Annotated in this window: 30 protein-coding genes and 1 tRNA gene; 19 read left to right on the top strand and 12 right to left on the bottom strand. The window is 63.6% G+C overall.

All coding sequences use genetic code 11. The features are described 5' to 3' along the window. The first annotated feature begins 104 nt into the window (after positions 1-104). From acpS to recO, 6 genes are all read left to right on the top strand, one after another. Positions 105-509 (top strand): holo-ACP synthase, encoded by a 405-nt coding sequence (gene acpS / locus HKX24_RS00675; protein ID WP_271688404.1) that lies wholly within the window; start codon positions 105-107, stop codon positions 507-509. A 131-nt stretch (positions 510-640) separates the two neighbouring features. Beyond that, the gene (gene lepB / locus HKX24_RS00670; RefSeq protein ID WP_168612648.1) at positions 641-1,477 is read left to right on the top strand and encodes a signal peptidase I; all 837 of its coding nucleotides are present in this window, start codon (positions 641-643) and stop codon (positions 1,475-1,477) included. Further along, on the top strand, positions 1,474-2,160 hold the full coding sequence (gene rnc, locus HKX24_RS00665; protein ID WP_271692486.1) for a ribonuclease III: 687 nt from the start codon (positions 1,474-1,476) through the stop codon (positions 2,158-2,160). Before lepB ends, rnc begins: the two co-directional genes overlap by 4 nt. Then, positions 2,157-3,065: a GTPase Era gene (gene era, locus HKX24_RS00660; protein ID WP_067264580.1), complete on the top strand. Its 909-nt coding sequence runs from the start codon at positions 2,157-2,159 to the stop codon at positions 3,063-3,065. Before rnc ends, era begins: the two co-directional genes overlap by 4 nt. 15 nt (positions 3,066-3,080) lie before the next feature. Continuing rightward, positions 3,081-3,410, top strand: coding sequence for a DUF1491 family protein (locus HKX24_RS00655; protein WP_271692485.1), 330 nt, complete (start codon positions 3,081-3,083; stop codon positions 3,408-3,410). Beyond that, positions 3,410-4,132 (top strand): DNA repair protein RecO, encoded by a 723-nt coding sequence (recO, locus tag HKX24_RS00650; protein ID WP_271692484.1) that lies wholly within the window; start codon positions 3,410-3,412, stop codon positions 4,130-4,132. The genes HKX24_RS00655 and recO overlap by 1 nt, the downstream gene beginning before the upstream one ends. On the opposite strand, the gene HKX24_RS00645 is transcribed toward recO, so the two are convergent. Both HKX24_RS00645 and HKX24_RS00640 read right to left on the bottom strand, forming a co-directional pair. Then, the gene (locus HKX24_RS00645) at positions 4,116-4,508 is read right to left on the bottom strand and encodes an META domain-containing protein (protein WP_276153753.1); all 393 of its coding nucleotides are present in this window, start codon (positions 4,506-4,508) and stop codon (positions 4,116-4,118) included. The genes recO and HKX24_RS00645 overlap by 17 nt on opposite strands. Positions 4,509-4,575: 67 nt before the next feature. Beyond that, the gene (locus tag HKX24_RS00640; protein WP_271692482.1) at positions 4,576-6,258 is read right to left on the bottom strand and encodes an acyl-CoA dehydrogenase family protein; all 1,683 of its coding nucleotides are present in this window, start codon (positions 6,256-6,258) and stop codon (positions 4,576-4,578) included. Positions 6,259-6,400: 142 nt separating this feature from the next. Between HKX24_RS00640 and HKX24_RS00635 the strand changes: the two genes are divergently transcribed. Next, on the top strand, positions 6,401-7,165 hold the full coding sequence (locus HKX24_RS00635; RefSeq protein WP_271692481.1) for a sulfite exporter TauE/SafE family protein: 765 nt from the start codon (positions 6,401-6,403) through the stop codon (positions 7,163-7,165). Between the two features lie 178 nt (positions 7,166-7,343). On the opposite strand, the gene HKX24_RS00630 is transcribed toward HKX24_RS00635, so the two are convergent. After that, a tRNA-Ala gene (locus tag HKX24_RS00630) sits at positions 7,344-7,419 on the bottom strand. A gap of 99 nt (positions 7,420-7,518) precedes the next feature. Further along, positions 7,519-7,848: a TIGR02300 family protein gene (locus tag HKX24_RS00625; protein WP_269342735.1), complete on the bottom strand. Its 330-nt coding sequence runs from the start codon at positions 7,846-7,848 to the stop codon at positions 7,519-7,521. 111 nt (positions 7,849-7,959) lie between these two features. On the opposite strand from HKX24_RS00625, the gene HKX24_RS00620 reads away from it, so the two are divergent. Further along, positions 7,960-8,646: a SprT family zinc-dependent metalloprotease gene (locus HKX24_RS00620; protein WP_271692480.1), complete on the top strand. Its 687-nt coding sequence runs from the start codon at positions 7,960-7,962 to the stop codon at positions 8,644-8,646. On the opposite strand, the gene HKX24_RS00615 is transcribed toward HKX24_RS00620, so the two are convergent. Both HKX24_RS00615 and HKX24_RS00610 read right to left on the bottom strand, forming a co-directional pair. Then, entirely contained in the window at positions 8,643-9,764 is a 1,122-nt protein-coding gene (locus HKX24_RS00615; RefSeq protein ID WP_271692478.1) for an aminodeoxychorismate synthase component I, read from the bottom strand. The two genes, HKX24_RS00620 and HKX24_RS00615, sit on opposite strands and share 4 nt — an antisense overlap. An 8-nt stretch (positions 9,765-9,772) precedes the next feature. Beyond that, on the bottom strand, positions 9,773-10,066 hold the full coding sequence (locus HKX24_RS00610; protein WP_007118141.1) for a Dabb family protein: 294 nt from the start codon (positions 10,064-10,066) through the stop codon (positions 9,773-9,775). A gap of 126 nt (positions 10,067-10,192) precedes the next feature. Here HKX24_RS00610 and HKX24_RS00605 point away from each other — a divergent pair, with 126 nt between their 5' ends. Both HKX24_RS00605 and HKX24_RS00600 read left to right on the top strand, forming a co-directional pair. After that, positions 10,193-10,843: a GntR family transcriptional regulator gene (locus tag HKX24_RS00605; protein ID WP_067264652.1), complete on the top strand. Its 651-nt coding sequence runs from the start codon at positions 10,193-10,195 to the stop codon at positions 10,841-10,843. A 178-nt stretch (positions 10,844-11,021) separates the two neighbouring features. Then, complete coding sequence (locus HKX24_RS00600; protein WP_271692476.1) at positions 11,022-11,468, top strand: GNAT family N-acetyltransferase; 447 nt, start codon at positions 11,022-11,024, stop codon at positions 11,466-11,468. On the opposite strand, the gene HKX24_RS00595 is transcribed toward HKX24_RS00600, so the two are convergent. Further along, positions 11,465-12,427: an acetyl-CoA carboxylase carboxyltransferase subunit alpha gene (locus HKX24_RS00595; RefSeq protein ID WP_271692475.1), complete on the bottom strand. Its 963-nt coding sequence runs from the start codon at positions 12,425-12,427 to the stop codon at positions 11,465-11,467. The two genes, HKX24_RS00600 and HKX24_RS00595, sit on opposite strands and share 4 nt — an antisense overlap. A gap of 158 nt (positions 12,428-12,585) precedes the next feature. Beyond that, positions 12,586-13,545 carry an L-malyl-CoA/beta-methylmalyl-CoA lyase gene (locus HKX24_RS00590; RefSeq protein ID WP_271692473.1) on the bottom strand — a complete coding sequence of 320 codons (960 nt, stop codon included), beginning with the start codon at positions 13,543-13,545 and terminating at the stop codon, positions 12,586-12,588. A gap of 257 nt (positions 13,546-13,802) precedes the next feature. Between HKX24_RS00590 and dgcN the strand changes: the two genes are divergently transcribed. The 3 genes from dgcN to HKX24_RS00575 are packed head-to-tail and all read left to right on the top strand — an operon-like array spanning position 13,803 to position 16,635. Further along, positions 13,803-14,804, top strand: a complete 1,002-nt coding sequence (dgcN, locus tag HKX24_RS00585; RefSeq protein WP_067264538.1) for an N-acetyltransferase DgcN — start codon at positions 13,803-13,805, stop codon at positions 14,802-14,804. 2 nt (positions 14,805-14,806) lie between these two features. Beyond that, positions 14,807-15,772: an N-acetyl-D-Glu racemase DgcA gene (gene dgcA / locus HKX24_RS00580; RefSeq protein ID WP_271692472.1), complete on the top strand. Its 966-nt coding sequence runs from the start codon at positions 14,807-14,809 to the stop codon at positions 15,770-15,772. A 2-nt stretch (positions 15,773-15,774) separates the two neighbouring features. After that, positions 15,775-16,635 carry a D-amino-acid transaminase gene (locus tag HKX24_RS00575; RefSeq protein ID WP_271692471.1) on the top strand — a complete coding sequence of 287 codons (861 nt, stop codon included), beginning with the start codon at positions 15,775-15,777 and terminating at the stop codon, positions 16,633-16,635. Between the two features lie 3 nt (positions 16,636-16,638). On the opposite strand, the gene HKX24_RS00570 is transcribed toward HKX24_RS00575, so the two are convergent. Beyond that, entirely contained in the window at positions 16,639-17,082 is a 444-nt protein-coding gene (locus HKX24_RS00570) for a DMT family transporter (protein ID WP_271692470.1), read from the bottom strand. 106 nt (positions 17,083-17,188) lie between these two features. Between HKX24_RS00570 and HKX24_RS00565 the strand changes: the two genes are divergently transcribed. Next, a complete protein-coding gene (locus tag HKX24_RS00565; protein ID WP_271692468.1) occupies positions 17,189-17,647 on the top strand; it encodes a MaoC family dehydratase in 459 nt (152 codons plus the stop codon). An 88-nt stretch (positions 17,648-17,735) separates the two neighbouring features. Here the strand turns inward: HKX24_RS00565 and HKX24_RS00560 are convergent, their stop codons facing one another. Next, positions 17,736-18,047 (bottom strand): DUF1244 domain-containing protein, encoded by a 312-nt coding sequence (locus tag HKX24_RS00560; protein ID WP_271692466.1) that lies wholly within the window; start codon positions 18,045-18,047, stop codon positions 17,736-17,738. Between the two features lie 152 nt (positions 18,048-18,199). Between HKX24_RS00560 and pyk the strand changes: the two genes are divergently transcribed. The 5 genes from pyk to HKX24_RS00535 all read left to right on the top strand — a co-directional run bounded on the left by pyk (position 18,200) and on the right by HKX24_RS00535 (position 22,055). Continuing rightward, entirely contained in the window at positions 18,200-19,645 is a 1,446-nt protein-coding gene (pyk, locus tag HKX24_RS00555; protein WP_271692464.1) for a pyruvate kinase, read from the top strand. A gap of 26 nt (positions 19,646-19,671) precedes the next feature. After that, complete coding sequence (locus tag HKX24_RS00550; RefSeq protein ID WP_271692463.1) at positions 19,672-19,896, top strand: hypothetical protein; 225 nt, start codon at positions 19,672-19,674, stop codon at positions 19,894-19,896. Between the two features lie 126 nt (positions 19,897-20,022). Next, entirely contained in the window at positions 20,023-20,223 is a 201-nt protein-coding gene (gene rpmI / locus HKX24_RS00545; RefSeq protein WP_067264506.1) for a 50S ribosomal protein L35, read from the top strand. 15 nt (positions 20,224-20,238) lie between these two features. Beyond that, positions 20,239-20,604, top strand: a complete 366-nt coding sequence (gene rplT, locus HKX24_RS00540; RefSeq protein WP_067264504.1) for a 50S ribosomal protein L20 — start codon at positions 20,239-20,241, stop codon at positions 20,602-20,604. A gap of 254 nt (positions 20,605-20,858) precedes the next feature. Then, complete coding sequence (locus HKX24_RS00535) at positions 20,859-22,055, top strand: Hint domain-containing protein (RefSeq protein ID WP_271692461.1); 1,197 nt, start codon at positions 20,859-20,861, stop codon at positions 22,053-22,055. Here HKX24_RS00535 and HKX24_RS00530 read toward each other — a convergent pair. Together HKX24_RS00530 and HKX24_RS00525 are read right to left on the bottom strand one after the other, a co-directional pair. Continuing rightward, on the bottom strand, positions 22,044-22,256 hold the full coding sequence (locus HKX24_RS00530; protein ID WP_271692460.1) for a hypothetical protein: 213 nt from the start codon (positions 22,254-22,256) through the stop codon (positions 22,044-22,046). The two genes, HKX24_RS00535 and HKX24_RS00530, sit on opposite strands and share 12 nt — an antisense overlap. Before the next feature lie 94 nt (positions 22,257-22,350). Further along, positions 22,351-23,025, bottom strand: coding sequence for a type 1 glutamine amidotransferase domain-containing protein (locus tag HKX24_RS00525; protein WP_271692459.1), 675 nt, complete (start codon positions 23,023-23,025; stop codon positions 22,351-22,353). Between the last annotated feature and the right edge of the window lie 171 nt (positions 23,026-23,196).

Here is a 23,196-nt window from a genome sequence, read left to right as displayed (position 1 = left end):
GGGCGGCGTTTTCGCATCGGATTGCCGCTTTTCCTCGCTTCCGCCGCGTGATCTATTGAGGACAAAGGGCCATCGGCCCCGTCACGCGGCAAGAATGGCACCCAATGATCCTCGGCATCGGCACTGATCTGGCAAATATCGAGCGTATCCAAGGCACGCTTGACCGTTTTGGCGACCGGTTTCGCAATCGGGTGTTCACCGAGGTCGAACAACGCAAGGCCGAGCGCCGCCATGACGTGGCGGGCACCTATGCCAAACGCTGGGCCGCGAAAGAGGCATGTTCAAAGGCGCTTGGCACCGGGCTGCGCATGGGCATCGCTTGGCGCGACATGGCGGTGAGCAATCTGCGCACCGGTCAGCCGGTGATGGAGGTGACGGGCTGGGCCGCGGACCGTCTCGCCGCGATGACCCCGCCGGGGCATGAGGCGATCATTCATGTCACCCTGACCGACGACCATCCGTGGGCGCAGGCTTTCGTGGTGATCGAAGCGCGCCCTCTTGCCGATTAGGCCGCATAGGCTGGCGCGCCCCGCCGTTTCGCGTCATATGCACGCGGGGCAGGCCGATCCGGCTTCGCTTTACTTGACTTGGCCCGCACGGCCCCGCATGTAACCCCAAACCTATATGTCAGGAGCGCCGCATGGCCGCTAAGGAAAAAACCGGCAACGCCTTTGTCGAAACCATCAAGACAATCTTTTGGGCGCTGCTGATCGCCGGTGTCTTTCGGACCCTGTTCTTCCAGCCCTTCTGGATCCCCTCCGGCTCCATGAAAGAGACGCTGCTGATCGGTGATTTCCTCTTCGTGAATAAGATGGCCTACGGCTATTCCTACGCCTCTTGCCCCAGCCTGATGCTGCCCGGTGTCGGGATCGAGGTTGACGCCAAGGATGTCTGCGGTGTCTTTGATGGCGATAACGAGCGTCTTTTCGGCTCCGAGCCTGAGCGCGGCGATGTGGTCGTCTTCCGTCATCCTGTCTCGGGCCGCGACTATATCAAGCGCCTGATTGGCCTGCCGGGGGACAAGGTGCAGATCAAAAACGGTGTCATCAGCCTGAACGGCACCCCGGTCGAGGTCGAAGATGCGGGCACGTTTGAAGAGGTCATGGCCCCACAAGGCCCGCAACAACTGCGCCCGCGCTGCGAAAACGGCCCCGTGGGCCAAGGGGCGACCTGCGTGAAAAGCCGCCAGATCGAAACCCTGCCCAATGGCGTGTCCTACCCGACCCTGAACATCACCAATCAGCAGTCGGACAACACGGGCGTCTATACCGTGCCTGAGGGGCATTACTTCTTCATGGGCGACAACCGCGACAACTCTGCCGACAGCCGTCTGGCGCAGCGCGCCGGGGGCGTGGGGTTCGTGCCCTTCGAAAACCTCATTGGCCGCGCCGACCGGATCATGTTCAGTTCTGCCGGGCGTTCGATGCTGTTCTTCTGGACATGGCGCGGCGACCGCTTCTTCGAAGCTGTCAGATGAAACTGAGCGGAGACCTCAAAGCCTTCGAGACCCGGATTGGCCATCATTTTGCCAAGCCGGAGCTGCTGGTGCGCGCGGTGACCCATGCCTCCATGTCTTCGGCCAACCGCGACGACAACCAGCGGCTGGAGTTTCTGGGCGACCGGGTGCTGGGCCTTGTCATGGCCGAAGCGCTGCTGGGGCTTGATCCCGGTGCTAGCGAAGGCCAGTTGGCCCCCCGTTTCAACGCATTGGTACGCAAGGAAACCTGCGCCGATGTGGCGCGTGAGATTGATCTGGGCAAGGTGCTCAAGCTCGGTCGGTCCGAGATGATCTCGGGCGGGCGGCGCAAGCAGGCGCTTTTGGGCGATGCGATCGAGGCGGTGATCGCCGCGGTCTATCTGGACGGTGGTTTTGACGCCGCCAAAGACCTCGTGCTGCGGCTTTGGGGCGACCGCCTCAAAACCGTCAAGGAAGACGCCCGCGACGCCAAGACCGCTTTGCAGGAATGGGCGCAGGCGCGGGGGCTGAACCCGCCGCGCTATGTGCAGACCGGGCGCAGCGGCCCGGATCACGCGCCGGTCTTTACCATTACCGCGCGGCTGGACAACGGGGCCGAGGCCGCCGCCACCGCGCCGTCGAAACGCGCCGCCGAACAGGCCGCCGCCAGCACGCTGCTGCGGCAATTGGAGAGCAACACATGACCACCCGTGCCGGATTCGTCGCCCTGATCGGAGAGCCCAACGCGGGCAAATCCACCCTGCTGAACCGCATGGTCGGGGCCAAGGTCTCGATCGTGACACATAAGGTCCAGACCACCCGCGCCCGCATCCGTGGCGTGGCGATGGAGGGCGATGCGCAGCTGGTCTTTGTCGATACCCCCGGCCTGTTCCAGCCGCGCCGCCGTCTGGACCGCGCCATGGTCGCCGCCGCTTGGGGCGGGGCCGCGGATGCCGATGTGATCGTGCTGCTGATCGAGGCGCACCGCGGCGTGACCGAGGGCGTGGAACGCATCCTCGAAGAGCTCGGCAACATCGCCAAGGGCCGCCGCGTGGCGCTGGCGATCAACAAGATCGACCGGGTCGAGGCGCCGGTGCTGCTGGGGCTGGCCGAGAAGATGAACGAGCGGTTTGAGTTTGCCGAGACCTTCATGATCTCCGCCGAGCGCGGCCACGGCACCGACACCCTGCGCGAATGGCTGGCGGGCGAGGTGCCGGAGGGCCCGTGGCTCTACCCCGAGGACCAGATCGCCGACCTGCCGATGCGCAACATCGCCGCCGAGATCACGCGCGAAAAACTGACCCTGCGCCTGCATCAGGAACTGCCCTACCAGCTCACCGTCGAGACCGAGAACTGGGAAGAGCGCAAGGACGGCTCGGCCCGGATCGACCAGCTGGTCTATGTCGTGCGCGACGGCCACAAGGGCATCGTGCTGGGCAACAAGGGCGAGACGATCAAGGCCGTGGGCAAGGCCGCGCGCGAGGAACTCGAAGAGTTTCTGGGCCGCAAGGTGCATCTGTTTTTGCAGGTGAAAGTCCGCGCCAACTGGCTGGAAGAGGCCGAGCGCTATTCCGAGATGGGCCTGGATTTCAAAGATGGCAATGACTGAAGCCAAAGGTCTGCCATGGCCCGCCTGACCGCGCGTTTCTGGGTCGACGCCTATCTCGCGCGGCTCAGGTTGCAGGACATCCCCGCCTTCGTCGTGGCCCATGGCGATGACACCGGCGGCGCGGTGCTGGTGAAGCTGGCGACGCTCGATGGCCGCGCGGTGCTGTTCCAGCGTTCCTTCGATCTGATGAGCGGCGCGCGTAAGTGGGTCGAACTGGCCGCGGGCGACGAGGGGGAGGTCGATGCCACCGTCTCGCGCCAGCGCGGCTTCGATCCGGACCTCTGGGTGATCGAGGTCGAGGACCGCGCCGGCCGGCACCTTCTAGACGAGCCGGGGTTGGCCTGATGGAATGGCGCGATCAGGGCATCCTGTTGAGCGCGCGGCGACATGGCGAGACCTCCGCCATCATTGAGGTCTTCACCCCCGCCCAAGGCCGCCACGCCGGCATCGTTCGCGGCGGCACCAGCCGCAAGATCGCGCCCAGCCTGCAGCCCGGTGCGCAGCTTGACGTGGCATGGCGCGCGCGGCTTGAAGACCATATCGGCGCTTTCACCGTCGAGCCGCTGCGCAGCCGCGCCGCCGTGGCCATGCAGGACCGTCTGGCGCTGGCTGGGCTGAATGCGGTCACCGCGCTTCTGGCCTTCTGCCTCCCTGAGCGCGAGCCGCATCCGGCGCTTTACCGGCGCACCGAGGCGCTGCTGGATATGTTGGGGCAAGGCGATGTCTGGCCGCTGGCCTATCTCAAGTGGGAGCTGCGCCTTTTGGAGGAAATGGGCTATGCGCTCGACCTCGATGCCTGCGCGGTGACGGGGGCGACCGAGGGGCTGATCTATGTCTCCCCCAAGACTGGGCGCGCAGTCTCGGCCAAGGGGGCGGGGGAGTGGGCGGATCGGCTCTTGCCCCTGCCGCCCGTGCTGCGCGGCGGCGCGGGCAGCGATGCTGAGGTGGCGCAGGGGCTGCGGACGACGGGGCATTTCCTGACCGTGCATCTGGCGCGGGACTTGGGCGGCAAACCTCTGCCGGAAGCCCGTGCACGCTTTGTCGATGCCTTTAGTCGGCGGCTTTAAAAACCAGACGTTCGCCGCTGTCATCCGACAGGATCATCGTGTCGCCCAGCACGTCCGAGATGGTCACCTCGGTCAGCGCGTCCAGAAACGCCGTCTCGCCCGCAAGGTCGGGGCAGGCGCGGCGGGTGACGGCGATATGGCCCGTGTCGAACCACGGGTAGGGCACCGTCATCGCGGCGCTATAGGCGTTGCAGGGGGCCTGTCCGGCGATCTTGCCGGTCTCTGGGAAGGTTAGGGTCGCGCGAGCATCGAAGGGCTCGCCGTCCAACTCCACCAGATGCCAGGTCTTGCCGCCCGCGCCATAGGCTCGGACGGTTTCATCGCCTTGGCATTGCGGCAGGGCGCTGAGGGCGGCGAGGATCAGAAAGCTGCGCATGGGCTGTCCTTTGGAGTGAAGCGCCGCCTATGTTTCTGACATCGGCAGCGCTTGCAACCCCGGCAGATCAGCCCAAGAGCCGACGGGCGATAACCTGCGCCTGAATCTCGGCAGCCCCTTCGAAGATGTTGAGAATCCGCGCATCGCAGAGGACGCGGCTGATCTTATACTCCAGCGCGAAGCCGTTGCCGCCGTGGATCTGCAAACCGTTGTCGGCTGCCGCCCAAGCGACACGGGCGCCGAGCAGTTTTGCCATGCCCGCCTCCACGTCACAGCGGCGTCCCGCGTCCTTCTCGAAAGCGCTGTAGTAGGTCAGTTGCCGCGCTACCATCAGCTCCACCGCCATCATCGCCAGCTTGCCCGAGACGCGGGGGAAGTTGATCAGTGATTTGCCGAACTGCTTGCGGTCTTGGGCGTATTGCATCGAGATATCCAGCGCCGATTGCGCCACGCCGATGGCGCGGGCGGCGGTCTGGATGCGGGCGCTCTCGAAGGTCTCCATCAGCTGTTTAAAGCCGCGCCCCTCTTCGCCGCCGAGAAGGTTCTCGCCCTTCACCTCGAAACCGTCGAAGCCAAGCTCATATTCCTTCATGCCGCGGTAGCCCAGCACGGCGATCTCACCGCCAGTCATGCCGGGGGTGGGGAAGGGGTTGGCATCATCGCCGGGCGTTTTCTCGGCGAGGAACATCGACAACCCGCGGTGGTCGCTGGTTTCAGGGTCGGTGCGCGCCAGCAGCGTCATCACATGGGTGCGCGCGGCATGGGTGATCCATGTCTTGTTGCCGGTCACCTTGTAATCGTCCCCGTCCTTGACCGCGCGGGTGCGCAGACTGCCAAGGTCTGAGCCGGTGTTTGGCTCGGTAAAGACCGCCGTCGGCAGGGTCTCGGCGCTGGCGATGCGGGGCAGCCATTTCTCTTTCTGCGCGTCGGTGCCGCCGCAGAGAATCAGTTCGGCGGCAATTTCCGAGCGGGTGCCGAGCGAGCCAACGCCGATATAGCCGCGCGACAGCTCTTCGCTGACCACGCACATCGACGCTTTGGTCAGGCCCAGACCGCCGTATTCTTCGGGGATGGTCAGGCCGAAAACGCCCATCTCGGCCAGTTCCTCGATCACCTCCATCGGGATCAGCTCATCCTTGAGGTGCCAGTCATGGGCGTGCGGCTCGACCTTTTCCACCGCGTAGCGGCGGAATTGGTCGCGGATCATCTCAAGCTCTTCATCCAGCCCGCTGACGCCAAAGGTCACATCGGCGCTGCGCTCCTGCATCAGTTCCACCAGACGGCTGCGCGCGGCTTGGGTGTTGCCCGCGCGGGTCAGGCCGGTGATCGCAGGATTGTCGAGCGCGGCCTCATCCTCGGCGCTCAACCCCAGATCTTGCAGGCGCAGCATTTCGCCTTGATTCATCTGGATGCCGCCGCTGATCTGGCAAAGGTATTCGCCAAAGGCGATCTGGTGCAGCAGTTGCTCAACCTCGCCAAAGCGGCCTTCGCCTTGCAGGCGTTCGGCCCAAAGCTGCATCTGCCGCAAGGCTTGAACATAGGTGGCGAGCCAAGCAAGCCCGTGGGCGGCGGTCTGGTTGGCCTCGATCAGCTTGGCCGACACGCGGTCGCCCTCGCTAACCTGCGAACGCACGGCGGCGGTGGCGGTTTCGAGCAACTGGTCGAGCGGCGGCAGTGCCGCGCCGGTCTGCCCGATCAGATCGTCGAGAATTACGCGATGCATCGTCATGTCCTGACCGTCATGTGCCATGGGCTGTCCTTTCTTGCTTAGGACAGGCATAGACCTTTCGCAGTCGCAGCACAACAAAGATACGTTTCGTCGCGGCATTTTGTTCTAATCTTGCGCGAGCATTTTTGACGTGCGGCCCCGGAGGAGGGTGCTATGTAACGGTATGAACAGTATTTTCCCCTTTCTCACCCCGTTCGAATTTTATGCTGCACTTGCAATCGGCCTGTGCGGTGGCTTCGTCAAAGGCGTCGTGGGCTTCGCCCTGCCGCTGGTGCTGATTTCCGGCCTCACGACCTTCATGGCGCCCGATCTGGCCTTGGCGGGGCTGATTCTGCCCACGGTGCTGGCCAACGCTTTCCAAGCCCTGCGGCAGGGGCCGCAGGCCGCGCTGCGGTCGATCAAGCTGTTTTGGGTGTTCCTGCTCTGCGGCGGCGTGATGCTGGTGCTTTCCGCCCAGATGGTGCGGCTGGTGCCGGCAACGGTGATGCTGCTGATGATCGGCGTGCCGGTGGTGCTGTTTGCGCTGCTGCAACTGTCGAAACATCAGTTTCATCTGGCCCAGCGGTCGACGAAGGTCGAGGCACTGGTGGGCGGGTTTGCCGGGGCCGTCGGGGGGATTTCCGGCATCTGGGGGCCGCCCACGGTGGCCTATCTCACCGCGCTCGGGACCGCGAAACATGATCAGATGCGGATCCAAGGGGTGATCTATGGGCTGGGGGCGGTGGCGCTCCTCGCCGCGCATATCGGATCGGGCGTGTTGAACGCACAGACATGGCCGTTCTCGGCGCTGCTGATCCTGCCGGTGATGCTGGGCGTTTGGCTGGGCAGCAAGGTGATGGACCGCGTCGATCCAGTGCTGTTTCGCAAGATGACTCTGGTGGTCTTGATGGTGGCAGGGTTGAACCTGATCCGGCGGGCGATTTTTTAATCGGTTGAAGTTGCCATTCCGGTTCGGGGCAAACCGTAGGCGATGGCTCTCGGGGCTTGATCGCGACGAATCATATGGGGCTACGCGCTACAATCGTCTGATTTTTATGGGTGGGACTGCGCTCTCATCGCCTCTTCGAAGCGACTGCCGCGCGCCGCCTTTTGCTTTGCAAAAGGCTTGGTGGAGCCTAGCGGGATCGAACCGCTGACCTCCTGCATGCCATGCAGGCGCTCTCCCAGCTGAGCTAAGGCCCCATCGTGGATCGTGATCGTGTGATCCGGGTCGTTCTGTGGCGCTGTCTAGGCGCTGGCGGAGGCGGGATCAAGCGGAAAATTGACCCCGCCGCCGATTAATTAATCTTCGTCGTCCGACGCCACATCGGCAAGGTCGTCGAGCGGTACTGTATCGTCATCATCGTCGTCATCGTCGAGGATGTCGTCGTCCAGATCCACATCGACCGCGTCATCGTCATCGACCAGCGATTCGTCGTCGGCCTTGTCGCCCTTCTTGGCTTTGGCTGTGACCGCATCCTCGGCATCCGCCGCGATCATGCGCGACTTGGAATTGTCGACCTCGACCTCTTCGCCCGTGTAGGGGCTGATGATCGGATTCTTGTTGAGGTCATAGAAGCGCTTGCCCGTAGTGGGGCACAGGCGCTTGGTTCCCCATTCTTCGTTGGGCATGAAACACCCCTTTATAATATTGCTGTTGCGTGTAGATGATTCCGGCCAAGTGCCATATGAGGGGGGCACTGTCAAAGGCTTTGGCCTCTATCTAGGGACGTTGCTCCGGTAATGAAAGACCCTGTGCTGCCCGGCAACCCGCCGATTCCGCTGATCCTGCGCCGTTCGGCGCGCGCGCGGCGCATCTCACTGCGCATCTCGCAACTGGACGGGCGGGTGACCCTGACGATGCCGAAACGGCTGGCGGAGCGTGAGGCGCTGGCCTTTGCCGAAAGCAAGCAAGACTGGATTCGCCAACACCTCGCCGCGCGGGGCGAGGATGTGATCGTGGCCCCGGGGGCAGAGCTTCCGGTGGGCGGCAAGCTGCTGCGCGTCCGCGGCGGGCAGGGGAGCGGTGTGCGGATTGGCCCCGAAGAGATCCTCGTGCCCGGCCCGGAGGAAAGCCTGGGCAAACGTCTGGCCGCACACCTGCGCGAGGTGGCGCGGGACCGCCTCGCTGGGGCCTGCGATGATTACGCCGCGCTACTGGGCAAACCCTATGCCCGCATCACCCTGCGCGATACGCGCTCCCGCTGGGGGTCTTGTTCAAGCGACGGGGCGCTGATGTTCTCTTGGCGGCTGATCATGACCCCGCCCGAGGTGCTGGACTATGTCGCCGCCCATGAGGTCGCGCATCTGGCACAGATGAACCACTCCCCCGCCTTCTGGGCCGAGGTCACGCGGATCTACGGCGATTATCAGGCGCCGCGCCAATGGCTGCGCGACCATGGCGGCGGGCTGCACCGCTATCGATTCTAGGCCAGCGTTGCGAAACGCGCCTTCAGCAGCGCTTCGGCATATTCATCCTCGGCCGTGCTGTCATGCACCACGCCGCCGCCCACGTTCAGCCGCAGCCGCCCCTCTGGGTGACAGGTCGCCGTGCGGATCGCCACATTGAACTGCATCGCACCCGTGGGGGCGATCCACCCCACCGCGCCGCAATAGGCATCGCGCGGGGCCGGCTCCAAGGCGCGCAGGATCTGCATCGCGCGGATCTTGGGGGCGCCGGTGATCGAGCCGCAGGGAAAAAGCGCGTGAAAAAGGTCGGTCAACCGCTTTCCCGGCAAGACCTGCGCCGTGATGCGCGAGGTCATCTGGTGCAGGGTCTCATAGGTCTCGATCTCGAACAGTTTCGGCACCTCGACACTGCCCACCTCGGCGATCCGGCTGATGTCGTTGCGCAAAAGGTCCACGATCATCAGGTTCTCGGCCATGTTCTTTTCCGAAGCCGCAAGGTTGGCGCACAGCTTCGCGTCCTCCGCAGCATCCCGCCCGCGCCGCGCCGTGCCCTTCATCGGACGGGCGGTGAGCTGTCCCTCGGCGGTGAGCGCAAAGAACAACTCCGGCGAGCGCGACAACAGCACAGGCCCGCCAAGATCGACGAAAGCCCCATGTGCCACGCTTTGCCGCTGGCGCAGCCGGGCATAAAGCGCCGCTGGCGTCCCGGTATATCGCCCCTCCATCCCAAAGGTCAGATTGGCCTGATAGATGTCCCCCGCGCTGATGAAATCCTGCACTTCAGCAAAGGCGGCCTGATACTGTGCAAAATCCCAATCCGGCGTGAGCGCCGACAGGCTGGCATCACCCGCATCTTCGGCAAAACCATAGGCCTCGGGCGCATCAAAGACGCCAAAACGCAGCAGGGGCAGCCCGCGCGCCGCAGGCATCAACGCACGCAGCTTGTGCGAGCCGAGATAGCCCAACTCATAACTCGCATAGCCCGCCAACCAGGCGCCGCTTTCCTGCGCCGCTTCAAGTGCTGCAAAGGCCGCAGGCACCTCAGCCGGGGTATCGGCACTGATGATCCGCCGCGGCGCGGTAAAGGCCGTGCCGTGCCCCAGCGGGCCAGTGTCGAAAAGAACGCGCGGGCCAGCCATGGCGCGCCTTAAAAGTCCGCAGGCACGCGCATATCGCGCAGAGGCCGCACGATATCGATGGATTCCTGGTAGATCGGATGCGCCTTATAGGCGGCCAGCGCCTCGGCATCCGGGAATTCGGCATAGACGACCACATCCACATCCCCCGACAGCGCATCAACACGGGTGTTCTCGCAGATCTCGAAAGTCGTCGAATGCGGAATGTCGGCCAGTTTCCAAAGCCCCGCCACGATCGTCGGAATGTCCTTGGGGTCCTTGGCCGAGAAAAAGACCACATGACGGATGAAGTTTCGTTTGGTCACGGCGCGTCTCCTTAAGGCAGTTTGACCTCCGATAAATCGCCGCAAGGCCCGCGACAACGGGTGATCGCGTCTTGGCTGCAAAATGCCGCGCTTGACGGGTGGCCGCTTTGTGATCACAACCGCATCATGAACCTGACCCCACGCCCTGTTGAGGCCACACCACTGGCCCATGATCGTGTCTACCGCCGCCTGCGCGCGCGGATCATGCATGGTGATCTGCCGCCCGGCCACGCCCTCACCCTGCGCGGCATCGGCAAGGAATATGAGGTCTCGATGACCCCGGCGCGCGAAGCGGTGCGGCGGCTGGCGGCAGAGGGGGCGCTGACCATGTCGACTTCCGGGCGCATCTCCACCCCCGAACTCAGCAACGAGCGGATCGAGGAGCTGGCCGCTCTCCGCGCGCTCTTGGAGGTCGAGCTTGCCTCACGCGCCCTGCCACGCGCCCATATGGCGCTGATCGAGCGGATGCAGACGATCAACACCAATATTGCCGAGGCCGTGGCCCACCGCGATGCCGTCAGCTACATCCGCACCAATCTCGAATTCCACCGCACACTTTATCTGCGCGCCCAAGCGCCCGCCATGCTCGCCATGGCAGAGACGGTCTGGCTGCAACTGGGCCCCACCATGCGCGCGCTCTATGGCCGCCTGCGCCGGACCGAGCCGCCGCATTTCCACCGTCTGATCATCGCCGCCCTGCGCGCCGGCGATGAGCCGGGGCTGCGGCTGGCAGTGCGTTCGGATGTGACACAAGGTCTGCGCATGCTGGCCAGCTGATCCCGCCCATGGCTTGACAGCCGGGCAGCAGCGGCGCATCAAAGGCATATGGAAAAGACCATCTTCACATCTGTCTATTACCCCCGTTCCTGATCGGCGCGGCACCCATTCCCATATCCACAAGCCGCCACAGCGCGGCTCTGCTTGTCTCCCTGTGGTGATCACAGAAAGAGACGACATGCCCCCCATTCGACCCGCCGTGAAATCCGACCTGCCGATGGTGCTCGATCTGGCCCACGCGCTGGCCGCCTACCACGGCGACACTGCCACCGTGACGCGCGCCGCGCTGGAACGTGACTGCTTCGGCCCCAACCCGTGGGTCACCCTTCTGGTGGCCGAAGGCGCAACCGGCCTGCATGGCTATGCCGCGCTCTGCCCGCGGATGCAGTTGCAATTCGGCGCAAGAGGGATGGACCTGCACCACCTCTTCGTCTGCGACACGGCCCGCGGTCGCGGCATTGGCCGCGCGCTGGTCGAAGCGGCGCTGGACCACGCCCAGAGCCAAGGATGCAGCTATGTCACCGTAGGCACGGATACAAAAAACCGACGTGCGCAGGGCTTCTACCGCGCCGCCGGTTTCGATCAAATCACGCCTGATCCGCGTTTTCGGCGGCGGCTGGCTTAGGCCGCCAGCCCCTTGCGCCCCATCTCAAGGAACTTGGTCCGGCGTTCCTGAACCAGCGTCTTGCCGTCCTTGCCGTCAAGCTCCTTGAGCATCGCTTCAATCGACTTGCCCACGGCCTTGATCGATTCCTCGGCATGGCGGTGCGCCCCGCCCATCGGCTCGGGAATGATCCGATCGATCACACCAAGCGTCTTGAGCTCTTCCGCCGTCAAACGCATTTGCTCGGCGGCTTCGCGCATCTTCTCGCTGTCTTTCCACAGGATCGACGCACAGCCTTCGGGCGTAATCACGGAATAAACCGAATGCTCCAGCATAGCGACGCGGTTCGCCGTGGCGAATGCCACCGCCCCGCCAGAGCCGCCTTCGCCTACGATCACGCTGACCAAAGGCACGCCGATCTGCAGACATTTCTCCGTCGAACGGGCAATCGCCTCGGACTGGCCGCGCTCTTCGGCACCCTTGCCGGGATAGGCGCCGGGCGTGTCGACGATGGTGACCACCGGCAGGTTGAACTTGTCGGCCAGTTCCATCAACCGCACCGCCTTGCGATAGCCCTCAGGCCGCGCCATGCCGAAATTACGCTCAATCCGGCTCTTGGTGTCATTGCCCTTCTCATGGCCAATCACCACCACCGGCGTATCGTTGAACCGCGCCAACCCGCCCATGACAGCCAGATCATCGGCAAAGTTCCGATCCCCCGCCAAAGGCGTGAATTCGGTGAAAAGCGCCTCGATATAATCCTTGCAATGGGGCCGCTCCGGATGGCGCGCCACCTGACATTTCCGCCAAGGCGTCAAAGAGCCATAAAGGTCTTCGAGCATCCCGGCGGCTTTCTTATCCAGCGCGCGGGCCTCATCGGTGATGTCCATCTCTTCATTGGACCGGGCCAACGCCCGCAGCTCTTCCGCCTTGCCTTCGATCTCGGCCAGTGGTTTTTCGAAATCCAGATATTGGGTCATTGCATGCTCCGGCTTGTTGCCTGTGTATATGGAGCGCCGCGCGCCGGTTTGCAACGCGGGTTTGCAAGGCAGGCGAGCCCACGCCCCTCCCTCTTCATCCTTTTTCAAATACCCTCGGGGGGCCGGGGGCAGGGCCCCCGGCGGCTTGCCAAAAGCGCTCAGCCCCCGGAGATCATCTCGGACTGGCGTACGATCACCTCCGCCTGTTTGATGCTGGCGATATCCACCAACCGCCCCTTATAGACGGTGGCCCCTTCGCCCTTGACCTTGGCCTCTTCCATCGCCGCGAGGATTTCGCGCGCCTCGGCCACAGCCTCTTCCGACGGGGTGAACACCTCGTTGCTCAGCGCCACCTGCTTGGGGTGGATCGCCCATTTGCCGACCATGCCCAAGGTGGCCGAGCGGCGCGCCTGTGCGCGGAAACCCTCGTCGTCCGAGAAATCGCCGAAAGGCCCGTCGACGGGCAGCACACCATGCGTGCGGCAGGCGGCGACGATGGCGGCCTGCGCCCAGTGCCACGGGTCCGACCAATGCTTCTGCTCGCCGCGCTGCATATAGTAGTTTTCTTGCGTGCCGCCGATGCCGGTGGTCTGCATGCCCATGGAGGCGGCGAAGTCGGCGGCCCCAAGCGACATGGCCTGCAAACGCGGAGAAGAGGCGGCGATCTCTTCCACATGGGCGATACCGGCGGCGGATTCAATAATGACCTCAAAGCTAATTTTCTTCTCGCGGCCCTTGGCGGTCTCAACCGCCGTCACCAGCGCGTCGACGGCATAGACATCCGCCGCGCAGCCCACCTTGGGGATCATAATCTGATCAAGCCGCGGCCCGGCCTGCTCCAGCAGTTCCACCACGTCACGATACCAATAGGGTGTGTCCAGCCCGTTGATCCGCACCGAAAGCGTCTTGTTGCCCCAGTCGATCTCGGAAATCGCCTTGATGATATTGGCGCGCGCGCTGTCCTTGTCCGAAGGTGCCACGCTGTCTTCGAGGTCGAGGTTGATCACATCGGCATTCGACGCTGCCATCTTTTCAAAGATTGCCGGGCGGGAGCCGGGGCCGAACAATTGGCAGCGGTTCGGGCGGGCAGGGGCGGCAGGCTGAATGCGGAAGCTCATGGGGCACCTATGGGTAATTTTGTTTCATCAAGCGTCTTCATTCTGGTATGAAATTGCGCCCCCAATCGCAAGAAGGTTTTCGCAGGCGCAGCATTTCGAAGGGTTTGCCTGCAAAACCAAGCTGCGCACGAATTTTGCGCAGCCAACGGTAATTTGCGAGAATTGCTGCGCATTTGCATGCAGATGCGTCGACAACGCCACGCACTTGCGTATTCTCGCGCGCAATATGCGGACAAATTCAATGCCGGAGGCTTGCCATGATCAAAACCCCCTATCTGCTCTTTCTGGGCGACGCACCTGACTCTCTGTCCGCCAAGGTCGCTCAAGGCATCAAGGATTGGCGGCCCGACAATGCGGTCGGCCAGTTCCGCATGGAGGGCTGCAAGGCCGATCTCGGTCTGCAAGACATGACGCTGGCCGAAGCGCGCGAGGCAGGGGCCGAGACATTGGTCATCGGTGTCGCCAACCGTGGCGGTAAAATCAGCGCGGCATGGAAAGAGGTGCTGATTGAGGCGCTGAACATGGGCTTCGACATCGCCTCGGGCCTGCACAACCTGCTACGCAACGAAGCCGATCTGGTGGCGGCTGCCGAGGCGAACGGCACCACATTGCATGACGTGCGCGTGCCCAGCGTCGAATACCCCATTGCCGACGGCAAGAAGCGCAGCGGCAAGCGGGTTCTGGCCGTGGGCACCGATTGTTCGGTCGGGAAAATGTACACCGCCCTCGCGCTGGACGAGGCGATGCGCGAAAAGGGCATGAAAAGCACCTTCCGCGCCACCGGCCAGACCGGCATCCTGATCACCGGCGAAGGCGTGCCGCTGGATGCCGTGATCGCCGATTTCATGGCGGGATCGGTGGAATATCTCACCCCCGCCAATGACGATGACCATTGGGACATCATCGAAGGGCAGGGCAGCCTGTTCCACGTCTCTTATTCCGGGGTGACTATGGCGCTGATCCACGGCGGCCAGCCCGATGCGCTGATCCTGTGCCATGAGCCGACCCGGACCCATATGCGCGGCCTGCCGGAATACAGCCTGCCCAGCCTCGAAGCGGTGCGCGACATGGCGCTGACGCTGGCGCAGGTGCCGAACCCCGACTGCAAGGTCGTCGGTATCTCGGTCAACACCTACCATATGTCCGAGGCCGAGGCGGATGCCTATCTGGCCGAGGTTGAAGAGCGTCTTGGCCTGCCTGCGGTCGATCCCTTCCGCCAAGGGGCAGCGCGACTGGCCGATGCGCTGGCGGCGCTGTGACCATGCAGATCGATGTTACCGCAGATACCTTCAAACTGGCGCAGGTCTTTACCATCAGCCGCGGCTCGCGGACCGAAGCCAAGGTGCTGACCGTCCGCGTGACGGAGGGCGGCGTGACCGGCTGGGGCGAGTGTGTGCCTTACGCCCGCTACGACGAGACCCTCGAATCGGTCACGGCTGAGATCAACGGCCTGCCGGGCGATATCACCCGGCAAGCGCTCTATGATCTTCTGCCTGCCGGGGCCGCGCGCAACGCGGTCGACTGCGCACTGTGGGATCTGGAAGCCAAACGCGCAGGCAAGCGGGTGTGGGAACTGGCCGGGCTGACCGCCCCGGGGCCGGAGATCACAGCCTATACCCTCTCGCTGGACGAACCCGAGGCAATGCGCGCGCAGGCGGCGAAACATGCGCAGCGGCCGCTGTTGAAGATCAAACTTGGCACCCCCGACGACATGCCGCGGCTCGAAGCGGTGCGCGCCGGGGCGCCCGATGCCACCATCATCATCGACGCCAATGAGGGCTGGTCGGCTGAGGTCTATGCCGACCTCGCCCCGCATCTGGTCCGTCTGGGTGTGGCGCTGGTCGAGCAACCTCTGCCCGCTGGCGAAGACGACGCGCTTTTGGGAATGGAGCGCCCGGTGCCGGTCTGCGCGGATGAAAGCTGCCATGACCGCGCCAGCCTGCCCGGCCTCAAGGGCAAATACGATGTGGTGAACATCAAACTCGACAAGACCGGCGGGCTGACCGAAGCGCTTTCCTTGCGCGATGCGGCGCGGGCGGAAGGCTTCGAGGTCATGGTCGGCTGTATGGTCGGCTCGTCGCTCGCGATGGCCCCCGCGACGCTGGTCGCCCAAGGCGCAAAGGTGGTGGACCTTGACGGCCCGCTGCTTCTGGCCGAAGACCGCGACAATGCTTTGAAATTCGACGGCGCGGGCGTGCATCCCCCCGCCGCAGCGCTCTGGGGGTGACCATGCGAACTGTCTATGTAAACGGCGAATACCTGCCCGAGGATCAGGCCAGGATCTCGATCTTTGACCGGGGATTCCTGATGGCCGATGGGGTCTATGAGGTGACGAGCGTGCTGGATGGCAAGCTCATCGCCTTTGACGGCCATGCCGAGCGTCTGACCCGCTCGATGAACGAGCTCGACATGCGCGCGCCTGCGACGACCGAAGAACTGCTGGAAATTCACCGCGAGCTGGTGCGGCTGAACGACATCAAAGACGGGCTGATCTATCTTCAGGTCACGCGCGGGTCGGATGGCGACCGCGATTTCGCCTTCCCCGATCCCGACACCACCGCGCCCTCGCTGGTGTTGTTCACCCAGTCCAAACCGGGTTTGGCCGACAACCCTGCCGCCCGTGACGGCATCCGCGTGATCAGCATCGAAGACATCCGTTGGGGCCGCCGCGATATCAAAACGGTGCAGCTGCTCTACCCCTCGATGGGCAAGATGATGGCCAAGAAAGCCGGTGTCGAAGACGCGTGGATGGTCGAAGAGGGTTTCGTGACCGAAGGCACCTCGAACAACGCCTATATCGTCAAGGACGGTAAGATCGTGACGCGCGAGACCTCGAACAACATCCTGCATGGCATCACCCGCAAGGCGGTGCTGGAACTGGCCCGCGAAGCGCAGATGCAGGTGGAGGAGCGCAACTTCACCATCGAAGAGGCGCAGCAGGCGGATGAGGCTTTTGTCACTTCAGCCAGCGCTTTCGTGACGCCGGTGGTTGAGATCGACGGGGCCAAGATCGGCAGCGGCACGCCTGGCAAATTGGCGCCCCGTTTGCGTGAAATCTATCTCGAAGAGATGCGCAAAACCGCGATCTGAGTTTCAGAACCGCGATAGAACCAGCCCCGCCGCCACCAGCGCGGCGGCGGCGATGCGGGTGGGGGTGATGGCCTGCACCGTCAGGCCCAAAAGCCCCGTGGCATCGATCACCAGCGCCGCGCTCAACTGCCCGAGGATCAGCGCCGAGATCACCGTCAGCGCCCCCAGCGTCGGGATCGCCCAAAGCACCGACCAGACGTAGAAGGCCCCCAGCACCCCGCCCAGCAGTAAGACGGGCGAGGCCGAGGCCGCGCGGGACAGGGCGCTCAACTCGCCGCGCAGCAGCAAGACCCCCAACAGGATCGCAAAGCCGACGCCAAAGGACACCGCCGCCGCAGCGACCCCGCTGCCGATGTTGCGCCCCAAGGCGGCATTGATCGGGGTTTGCAGGGCCACGGCGGCCCCGGCGATGGCGACGGTGATAAGGGCAAGGATGGGGGTGTTCATGGCGGCTCCGCTCTGCTTGGCCCCAGCATGAGAGATGTCGCGCCGGGCGCAAGGGCTTTCGCAGCGAGCGCCCGCGCGGCTAGACTGGCGCAAAGAGGAGGCCGCGATGCGCAAAGAGATTGACCGGGCAGAGATGGAGGCCGCCGTGGGCCGTGAGTTGGGCGTCTCGCCGTGGTTCATGATGGATCAGGCGCGGATCGACGCCTTTGCCGATGTGACCGAGGACCACCAGTTCATCCATGTCGACCCGCTCCGCGCGGCCAAGACGGATTTCGGCGGCACCGTGGCCCATGGGATGCTCACCCTGTCGATGATGTCGGGCATGGCTTACGGCGCGCTGCCGGTGGTGGCGGGCACGAAGGCGTCGATCAACTACGGGTTCGACAGCGTGCGCTTCATCGCACCTGTGCATTCCGGCAAGCGGATTCGGGGAAGGTTCACGCTGGCCGATGCGCAAAGGCGGGGGCGGGGTGACCTGATGACCCGCTTTGCCGCAACGGTAGAGATCGAAGGGGCCGCGCGGCCTGCGCTCAAGGCGGATTGGCTTGTGCTCTATCAGTTCTAGGCGAAGCGCTTTCAGCGCGCTTGGCCAAGGCAAAGGCGGGCGCACAGGGGGGGCACGCCCGCTTTGTGGCTTCACTTAAGCGGGTTGCTCAACCCTTTCCGACATTCTCTTCAAAGGCCGTTTTGAACGCCTCTTTCTGGCTGTCGTTCGCATCGGTCTGATAGTTGGCTTTCCATTCGTCCATCGTCATCCCGTAGAACAACTCGCGCGCCTCGTCCTTGCCCATCTCGATCCCGCGTTCGTTAGCGGCCTCTTGATACCAGCGCGACAGGCAGTTGCGGCAAAAACCGGCGAGGTTCATCATGTCGATGTTCTGCACATCCATCCGATCTTCCATCAGGTGTTTCTGCAACCGGCGAAAGGCGGCGGCTTGCAGTTCGATCTCTTGTTGGCTGGGCATGACAGCTTCCTTCTCATATCACTGGACGGGACCGCGATGGACCGTCATTCTGATGAAACCTTTGACAGGCACTCATGGGGGCGCTAGGCCACCGGACAGGCGATGTTATCGTTAACATTCGCTCTGGGGACATAGGACACGAAGGAACAGATATGAGACGTTTGCGCAATGTAAAGATCGTGGCCACCCTTGGGCCAGCCTCTGAAACCCGAGAGGTGATCGCGGCATTGCACAACGCCGGGGCGGATGTTTTCCGCCTGAACATGAGCCACGGAAGCCACGAAGAGATCCGGGAAAAACACCGGATCATCCGCGATATCGAGAAAGAGACCGGCGGCGCGATCGGCATTCTGGCGGACCTTCAGGGGCCGAAGCTGCGCGTTGGTGTGTTCGAGGGCGACGGGCCAACCTTGGAAGAGGGGGCATCCTTCCGGCTCGACCTTGATGAAACGCCGGGTGATGCGACCCGCGTCTGCCTGCCCCATCCTGAGATTTTCGCGGCCCTTGAGCCGGGCGCGAGCCTGTTGGTCAATGACGGCAAGATCCGTCTCAAGGTGCGCGACTGCGGCCCGGATTTCGCCGATTGCGAAGTGGTGACGGGCGGTGTCATCTCAAACCGCAAGGGCGTGAACGTGCCTGACGTGCTGCTGCCGCTGGCCGCGCTTTCCGAGAAAGACCGCGCCGATCTGGAGTTCGTCTGCGAATTGGGGGTCGACTGGCTCGCCCTCAGCTTTGTTCAGCGGCCCGAGGATGTGACCGAGGCGCGCGATCTGGTCAGAGGCCGGGCGGCGGTGCTCTCGAAGATCGAGAAGCCCGCGGCGGTGGAGCGGTTCGAAGCGATCTTGGACGTCAGCGATGGCATCATGGTGGCGCGGGGCGATCTGGGCGTGGAGCTGCCGGTGCAGAATGTGCCGCCGATCCAGAAACGTCTGGTGCGCAAATGCCGCGCGGCGGCCAAGCCGGTGATCGTGGCGACACAGATGCTCGAATCGATGATCGAAAGCCCGATGCCGACCCGCGCCGAAGTCTCGGACGTGGCCACCGCGATTTACGAAGGCGCCGACGCTGTGATGCTGAGCGCCGAATCCGCCGCCGGGGATTACCCGCTACAGGCCGTGGCGACGATGGACAACGTGGCCCAAGAGGTCGAAGCCGATGCGACCTATACGCAGATCATCGAATCCTCGCGCACGGCGGATCGCACCACCGTGGCCGATGGCATCGTCGCCGCCGCGCGTGAGATTGCCGAGACGACGGACATCAAGGCGATTTGCTGCTTTACTCAATCGGGCACCACCGCCCTACTGACCGCCCGCGAGCGGCCCCGCGTGCCGATCATCGCCCTGTCGCCGCTGGTCAACACCGCGCGCCGTCTGGCGCTGAGCTGGGGCACGAATTGCATCATCACCGATGGGCATGACCGGTTTAAACTGGCCGTGCTGAGCGCCGCGCGGGCCGCCTTGTCAGAGGGGTATGCCGGGCCGGAGGATCATATCGTCGTCACCGCCGGTGTGCCCTTCAACGTGCCGGGCAGCACCAATATTCTGCGCGTCGCGCCCTGTGACGAACGTTTGATTTACGCCTCCGATCCAGAGTAGCCTTTCCCTGGATAGGGGGATGTTGCGTGGACTCTGACTTGGCAATGGTGGTGGGCATCGTTCTGGCGGTGCTGTCGGTCCCCTCGATCCTGTCTGCGGTGACCGACCGTCGGTCGCCGCGTGCCTCGGCCATCACGATCTTAATCGCGGGCGGGCTGATCGTCTTTGCGCTGCGCGAAAATCCGGGGCGCTATTCCTTTGAGAACCTGCCGGAGGTCTTCGTCTCGGTCGCGGCGGACTTCTTGCCCTGAGGGGCCGTGCGAAACCTCTTGCATCCCCGACCGAGCGCGCCTATACGGCGCATCTTAGCCTGCACGACCGGCCTCAAGTGGCATGCCGAGTCGTGTTTATACCGAACTCAAAAGACGGAGACGGAAATGCCCAAGATGAAGACGAAATCGAGCGCCAAGAAGCGCTTCAAGGTCTCGGCGACCGGCAAGGTCATCGCCAGCCAAGCCGGCAAACAGCACGGCATGATCAAGCGGACCAACAAGTTCATCCGTAACGCACGCGGCACGACAACCCTGTCGGAAGCCGATGCAAAGATCGTCAAGGGCTTCATGCCCTACGCCCGCTGATTAAGGAGAGCCGAGATGTCCCGAGTTAAAGGTGGTACAGTCACCCACGCGCGTCACAAGAAGATCATCAAAGCCGCAAAAGGCTACTATGGTCGGCGCAAGAACGTCTTCAAGGTCGCCACGCAGGCGGTCGACAAGGCCAACCAATATGCAACGCGTGACCGCAAGAACCGCAAGCGCAACTTCCGCGCCCTGTGGATCCAGCGGATCAACGCCGCCGTGCGCAGCCACGACGAGGCGCTGACATACAGCCGCTTCATCAACGGTCTGACGCTGGCGGGCATCGAAGTGGACCGCAAGGTTCTGGCCGATCTGGCCGTGCACGAGCCCGAAGCCTTCGGTGCGATCGTCAAGCAAGCGCAGGACGCGCTGGCGGCCTAAGCCAAGATTGCTTTGAATTTGCGAAAGCCCTGCCGGATGGTGGGGCTTTTTGCGTTTGGGGGATCTGCGTTTCGGGCCGGCGTGCGGGCCTTGCCACAATCTTGCCCCGATAATCCCTTGCCACGGCCTTGCCTGCTCCTCACCCCCATGGACAATCTGCCTCAACGACAGGTCACTGTGCAGCCTATCTGCACCGGTGCCGCAGCAATTGGCGCTGTTTGTCGGCAAGTTATTTGTAAAAGGTGGGGAGGTTTATGCCCGGAATTGTAATCAATAGGTTGGACGAAGACCCCCACGAGACGGTCTATGGTATTCGCGATGATACCAGTTCGCGCGGCGTCGATCTGGAGGGCGCGCGGATCACGCTGACCTATGCCGATGGCTCGGTCGAGACGCTGACGTGGCATGCGACGGATCCCTATACGAATGGCGCGGCGGTGGGCGAGGATACGCAGATGTCCTTTGGCTATGACTGGCACCATCTGGAGACGACCAAACCGCTCGCCACGATGGAGATCGACCTTCAGCCCGCCAGTTCCGTTTTCGACACCACCACCACGGCGGACGACGATCCAAACGGCGGCTCGACCCCCACCTCGCTTGAGGGGTTTCCCTTCCGTGTGGAGTCCGGTTCGCGGGATTTGGCCGGTGATCTTGAGGTGACCTATTCCGGCATCGTCAATCTGGCGGGCAGCCCGGCTGCGGGGGATCTTTTCACCACCATGACCGTCGATTTCTCAGACCTGCCCGAGGGCGGGTTATTGGGAAATTTGGCATGGAAGTCCGACATCGACACGATGCGCGAGGCGGGCGATCTGGTCTCGACCGGCGTGGCCTGTTTCGCGCGCGGCACGCTGATCACCACCGAGGCAGGCGATCTTCCGGTCGAGGCTTTGGCCCCCGGCGTGCGCGTGCTGACCCAAGGCCACGGCTATCAGGAACTCGTCGGGGCGCTGCGCCGTTCGGTCGGGGCGGGGGAGTTGGCGAAGAACCCCAAGCTATACCCCATTCGGATCAGTGCCGGAGCCTTGGGCGCGGGGCTGCCGAAGCGTGACCTCATGGTCTCAAGACAGCATCGCATGGTCGCGCGTTCAGGCATCGTCAAGCGGATCTGCGGCGCGATGGCCGTGCTCGTCGCCGCGATCCGGTTGACCGAACTGCCGGGGGTGCATGTGGATGAGGGCGTCTCACAGGTGGAGTATTTCCACTTGGTCTTTGAAAAGCATCAGATCGTTTATGCCGAGGGCGCGCCGAGCGAGAGCTTTTTGCTGAATACCGAAACGGTGAAAACCCTCGGTCAGGCGCAGCGCGAGGAGTTTGCGACGCTCTTCCCCGCTTTGGTTGAGGATGACGGCTTCGGCACCCCCGCGCATCAGATCCCAGCGGGCCCCGTGCAAAAGCGGTTGATTGCAAAGCACAAAAAAAACGGGCGCGCCCTGCTATCGGTCTAGGGTGTCGGGGTCATAGGGATTGTGGCTGGCGGCGGTCAGGTTGATTCCATCCTGTGCTGCGCGATGCGCAATCGCCTCTTCGCTGCGGTTCAGTTGCACCGCGATCACGCTGGTCGCCGTGCCCTCTGCCGCAAGAATGCGAAGCTGTCCAAGGTCTTCGGCGCTCCATGGGGCGCCGGTGCTGCGGTCATAATCTGCCATGTCGGAGGCTCCTTTCACGGGCAAAACACGACGCGCCCTGTGGCGGTTCCTCCCATGGGGGAGCGGGGGCGCGGACTTGCGCCCCCTCCTGCCGTCACTTCAAAAGCGCCAGCATCTCTTTCGCCGCTTCCTCGGAAGAGGCGGGGTTCTGGCCGGTGACCAGCTTGCCGTCGACCAGCACATAGGACGCCCAATCGTCGCTCTTGCTATAGTCGCCGCCGTTTTTCTTCAGCATGTCTTCGACCAAGAAAGGCACCACATCGGTCAGGCCAACACCCTCTTCCTCGGTATTGGTGAAACCGGTGACGCGCTTGCCGGAAACCAGCGGCTTGCCGTCGGCTTGGGTGTCCTTGAACACGGCAGGCGCGTGGCAGACGGCCCCCACGGGGCGGTCGGAGGCCCAGAAGGTTTCGATCAGGCGCTTGCTGTCGGCGTCATTGGCCAGATCCCACAGGGGGCCGTGGCCGCCGGGGTAGAAGATCGCATCGAAACCGTCCGCGTCCACATCGCCCAGCACTTTGGTCGAGGCCAGCGCCTGCTGCGCGGCGGCGTCGTCTTTGAACCGGCGGGTGGCATCGGTCTGCGCGTCTTCGCTGTCGCTGTTGGGGTCAAGCGGCGGCTGCCCGCCTTTGGGCGAGGCGAGGGTCACATCCGCGCCCGCGTCTTTGAAAACGTAGTAGGGCGCGGCGAATTCTTCGAGCCAGAAGCCGGTCTTGTTGCCGGTGTCGCCCAATTCGTCATGCGATGTCAGAACCATCAGGATTTTCATCAGTCTCTCCTTTCGGGGGAGGTTGGGCGCGCCGCTGGGGACAGGGCGCGCCGAGGGGATGCGGCCTAACGCTTTGCAGAGGTGGTGGTTCCGCCACGACGCCACAACCCCTACGGCTTGCATTCGAGGGGCGAGAGGGCTAGCAGGACGGGGTATTATTCCAAGGGCCTG

Origin of the sequence: Sulfitobacter sp. M85 (assembly GCF_029285915.1) — a bacterium.
GTDB lineage: Bacteria > Pseudomonadota > Alphaproteobacteria > Rhodobacterales > Rhodobacteraceae > Sulfitobacter > Sulfitobacter faviae.
This window is presented reverse-complemented; position numbering and strand designations above follow the sequence as displayed.

What these genes read in the sequence shown, in the direction of transcription:
- acpS (WP_271688404.1), top strand. Translation starts at nt 105, where the DNA reads ATGATCCTCGGCATCGGCACTGATCTGGCAAATATCGAGCGTATCCAA.
- lepB (WP_168612648.1), top strand. Translation starts at nt 641, where the DNA reads ATGGCCGCTAAGGAAAAAACCGGCAACGCCTTTGTCGAAACCATCAAG.
- rnc (WP_271692486.1), top strand. Translation starts at nt 1,474, where the DNA reads ATGAAACTGAGCGGAGACCTCAAAGCCTTCGAGACCCGGATTGGCCAT.
- era (WP_067264580.1), top strand. Translation starts at nt 2,157, where the DNA reads ATGACCACCCGTGCCGGATTCGTCGCCCTGATCGGAGAGCCCAACGCG.
- HKX24_RS00655 (WP_271692485.1), top strand. Translation starts at nt 3,081, where the DNA reads ATGGCCCGCCTGACCGCGCGTTTCTGGGTCGACGCCTATCTCGCGCGG.
- recO (WP_271692484.1), top strand. Translation starts at nt 3,410, where the DNA reads ATGGAATGGCGCGATCAGGGCATCCTGTTGAGCGCGCGGCGACATGGC.
- HKX24_RS00645 (WP_276153753.1), bottom strand. Translation starts at nt 4,508, where the DNA reads ATGCGCAGCTTTCTGATCCTCGCCGCCCTCAGCGCCCTGCCGCAATGC.
- HKX24_RS00640 (WP_271692482.1), bottom strand. Translation starts at nt 6,258, where the DNA reads ATGGCACATGACGGTCAGGACATGACGATGCATCGCGTAATTCTCGAC.
- HKX24_RS00635 (WP_271692481.1), top strand. Translation starts at nt 6,401, where the DNA reads ATGAACAGTATTTTCCCCTTTCTCACCCCGTTCGAATTTTATGCTGCA.
- HKX24_RS00625 (WP_269342735.1), bottom strand. Translation starts at nt 7,848, where the DNA reads ATGCCCAACGAAGAATGGGGAACCAAGCGCCTGTGCCCCACTACGGGC.
- HKX24_RS00620 (WP_271692480.1), top strand. Translation starts at nt 7,960, where the DNA reads ATGAAAGACCCTGTGCTGCCCGGCAACCCGCCGATTCCGCTGATCCTG.
- HKX24_RS00615 (WP_271692478.1), bottom strand. Translation starts at nt 9,764, where the DNA reads ATGGCTGGCCCGCGCGTTCTTTTCGACACTGGCCCGCTGGGGCACGGC.
- HKX24_RS00605 (WP_067264652.1), top strand. Translation starts at nt 10,193, where the DNA reads ATGAACCTGACCCCACGCCCTGTTGAGGCCACACCACTGGCCCATGAT.
- HKX24_RS00600 (WP_271692476.1), top strand. Translation starts at nt 11,022, where the DNA reads ATGCCCCCCATTCGACCCGCCGTGAAATCCGACCTGCCGATGGTGCTC.
- HKX24_RS00595 (WP_271692475.1), bottom strand. Translation starts at nt 12,427, where the DNA reads ATGACCCAATATCTGGATTTCGAAAAACCACTGGCCGAGATCGAAGGC.
- HKX24_RS00590 (WP_271692473.1), bottom strand. Translation starts at nt 13,545, where the DNA reads ATGAGCTTCCGCATTCAGCCTGCCGCCCCTGCCCGCCCGAACCGCTGC.
- dgcN (WP_067264538.1), top strand. Translation starts at nt 13,803, where the DNA reads ATGATCAAAACCCCCTATCTGCTCTTTCTGGGCGACGCACCTGACTCT.
- dgcA (WP_271692472.1), top strand. Translation starts at nt 14,807, where the DNA reads ATGCAGATCGATGTTACCGCAGATACCTTCAAACTGGCGCAGGTCTTT.
- HKX24_RS00575 (WP_271692471.1), top strand. Translation starts at nt 15,775, where the DNA reads ATGCGAACTGTCTATGTAAACGGCGAATACCTGCCCGAGGATCAGGCC.
- HKX24_RS00570 (WP_271692470.1), bottom strand. Translation starts at nt 17,082, where the DNA reads ATGAACACCCCCATCCTTGCCCTTATCACCGTCGCCATCGCCGGGGCC.
- HKX24_RS00565 (WP_271692468.1), top strand. Translation starts at nt 17,189, where the DNA reads ATGCGCAAAGAGATTGACCGGGCAGAGATGGAGGCCGCCGTGGGCCGT.
- HKX24_RS00560 (WP_271692466.1), bottom strand. Translation starts at nt 18,047, where the DNA reads ATGCCCAGCCAACAAGAGATCGAACTGCAAGCCGCCGCCTTTCGCCGG.
- pyk (WP_271692464.1), top strand. Translation starts at nt 18,200, where the DNA reads ATGAGACGTTTGCGCAATGTAAAGATCGTGGCCACCCTTGGGCCAGCC.
- rpmI (WP_067264506.1), top strand. Translation starts at nt 20,023, where the DNA reads ATGCCCAAGATGAAGACGAAATCGAGCGCCAAGAAGCGCTTCAAGGTC.
- rplT (WP_067264504.1), top strand. Translation starts at nt 20,239, where the DNA reads ATGTCCCGAGTTAAAGGTGGTACAGTCACCCACGCGCGTCACAAGAAG.
- HKX24_RS00535 (WP_271692461.1), top strand. Translation starts at nt 20,859, where the DNA reads ATGCCCGGAATTGTAATCAATAGGTTGGACGAAGACCCCCACGAGACG.
- HKX24_RS00530 (WP_271692460.1), bottom strand. Translation starts at nt 22,256, where the DNA reads ATGGCAGATTATGACCGCAGCACCGGCGCCCCATGGAGCGCCGAAGAC.
- HKX24_RS00525 (WP_271692459.1), bottom strand. Translation starts at nt 23,025, where the DNA reads ATGAAAATCCTGATGGTTCTGACATCGCATGACGAATTGGGCGACACC.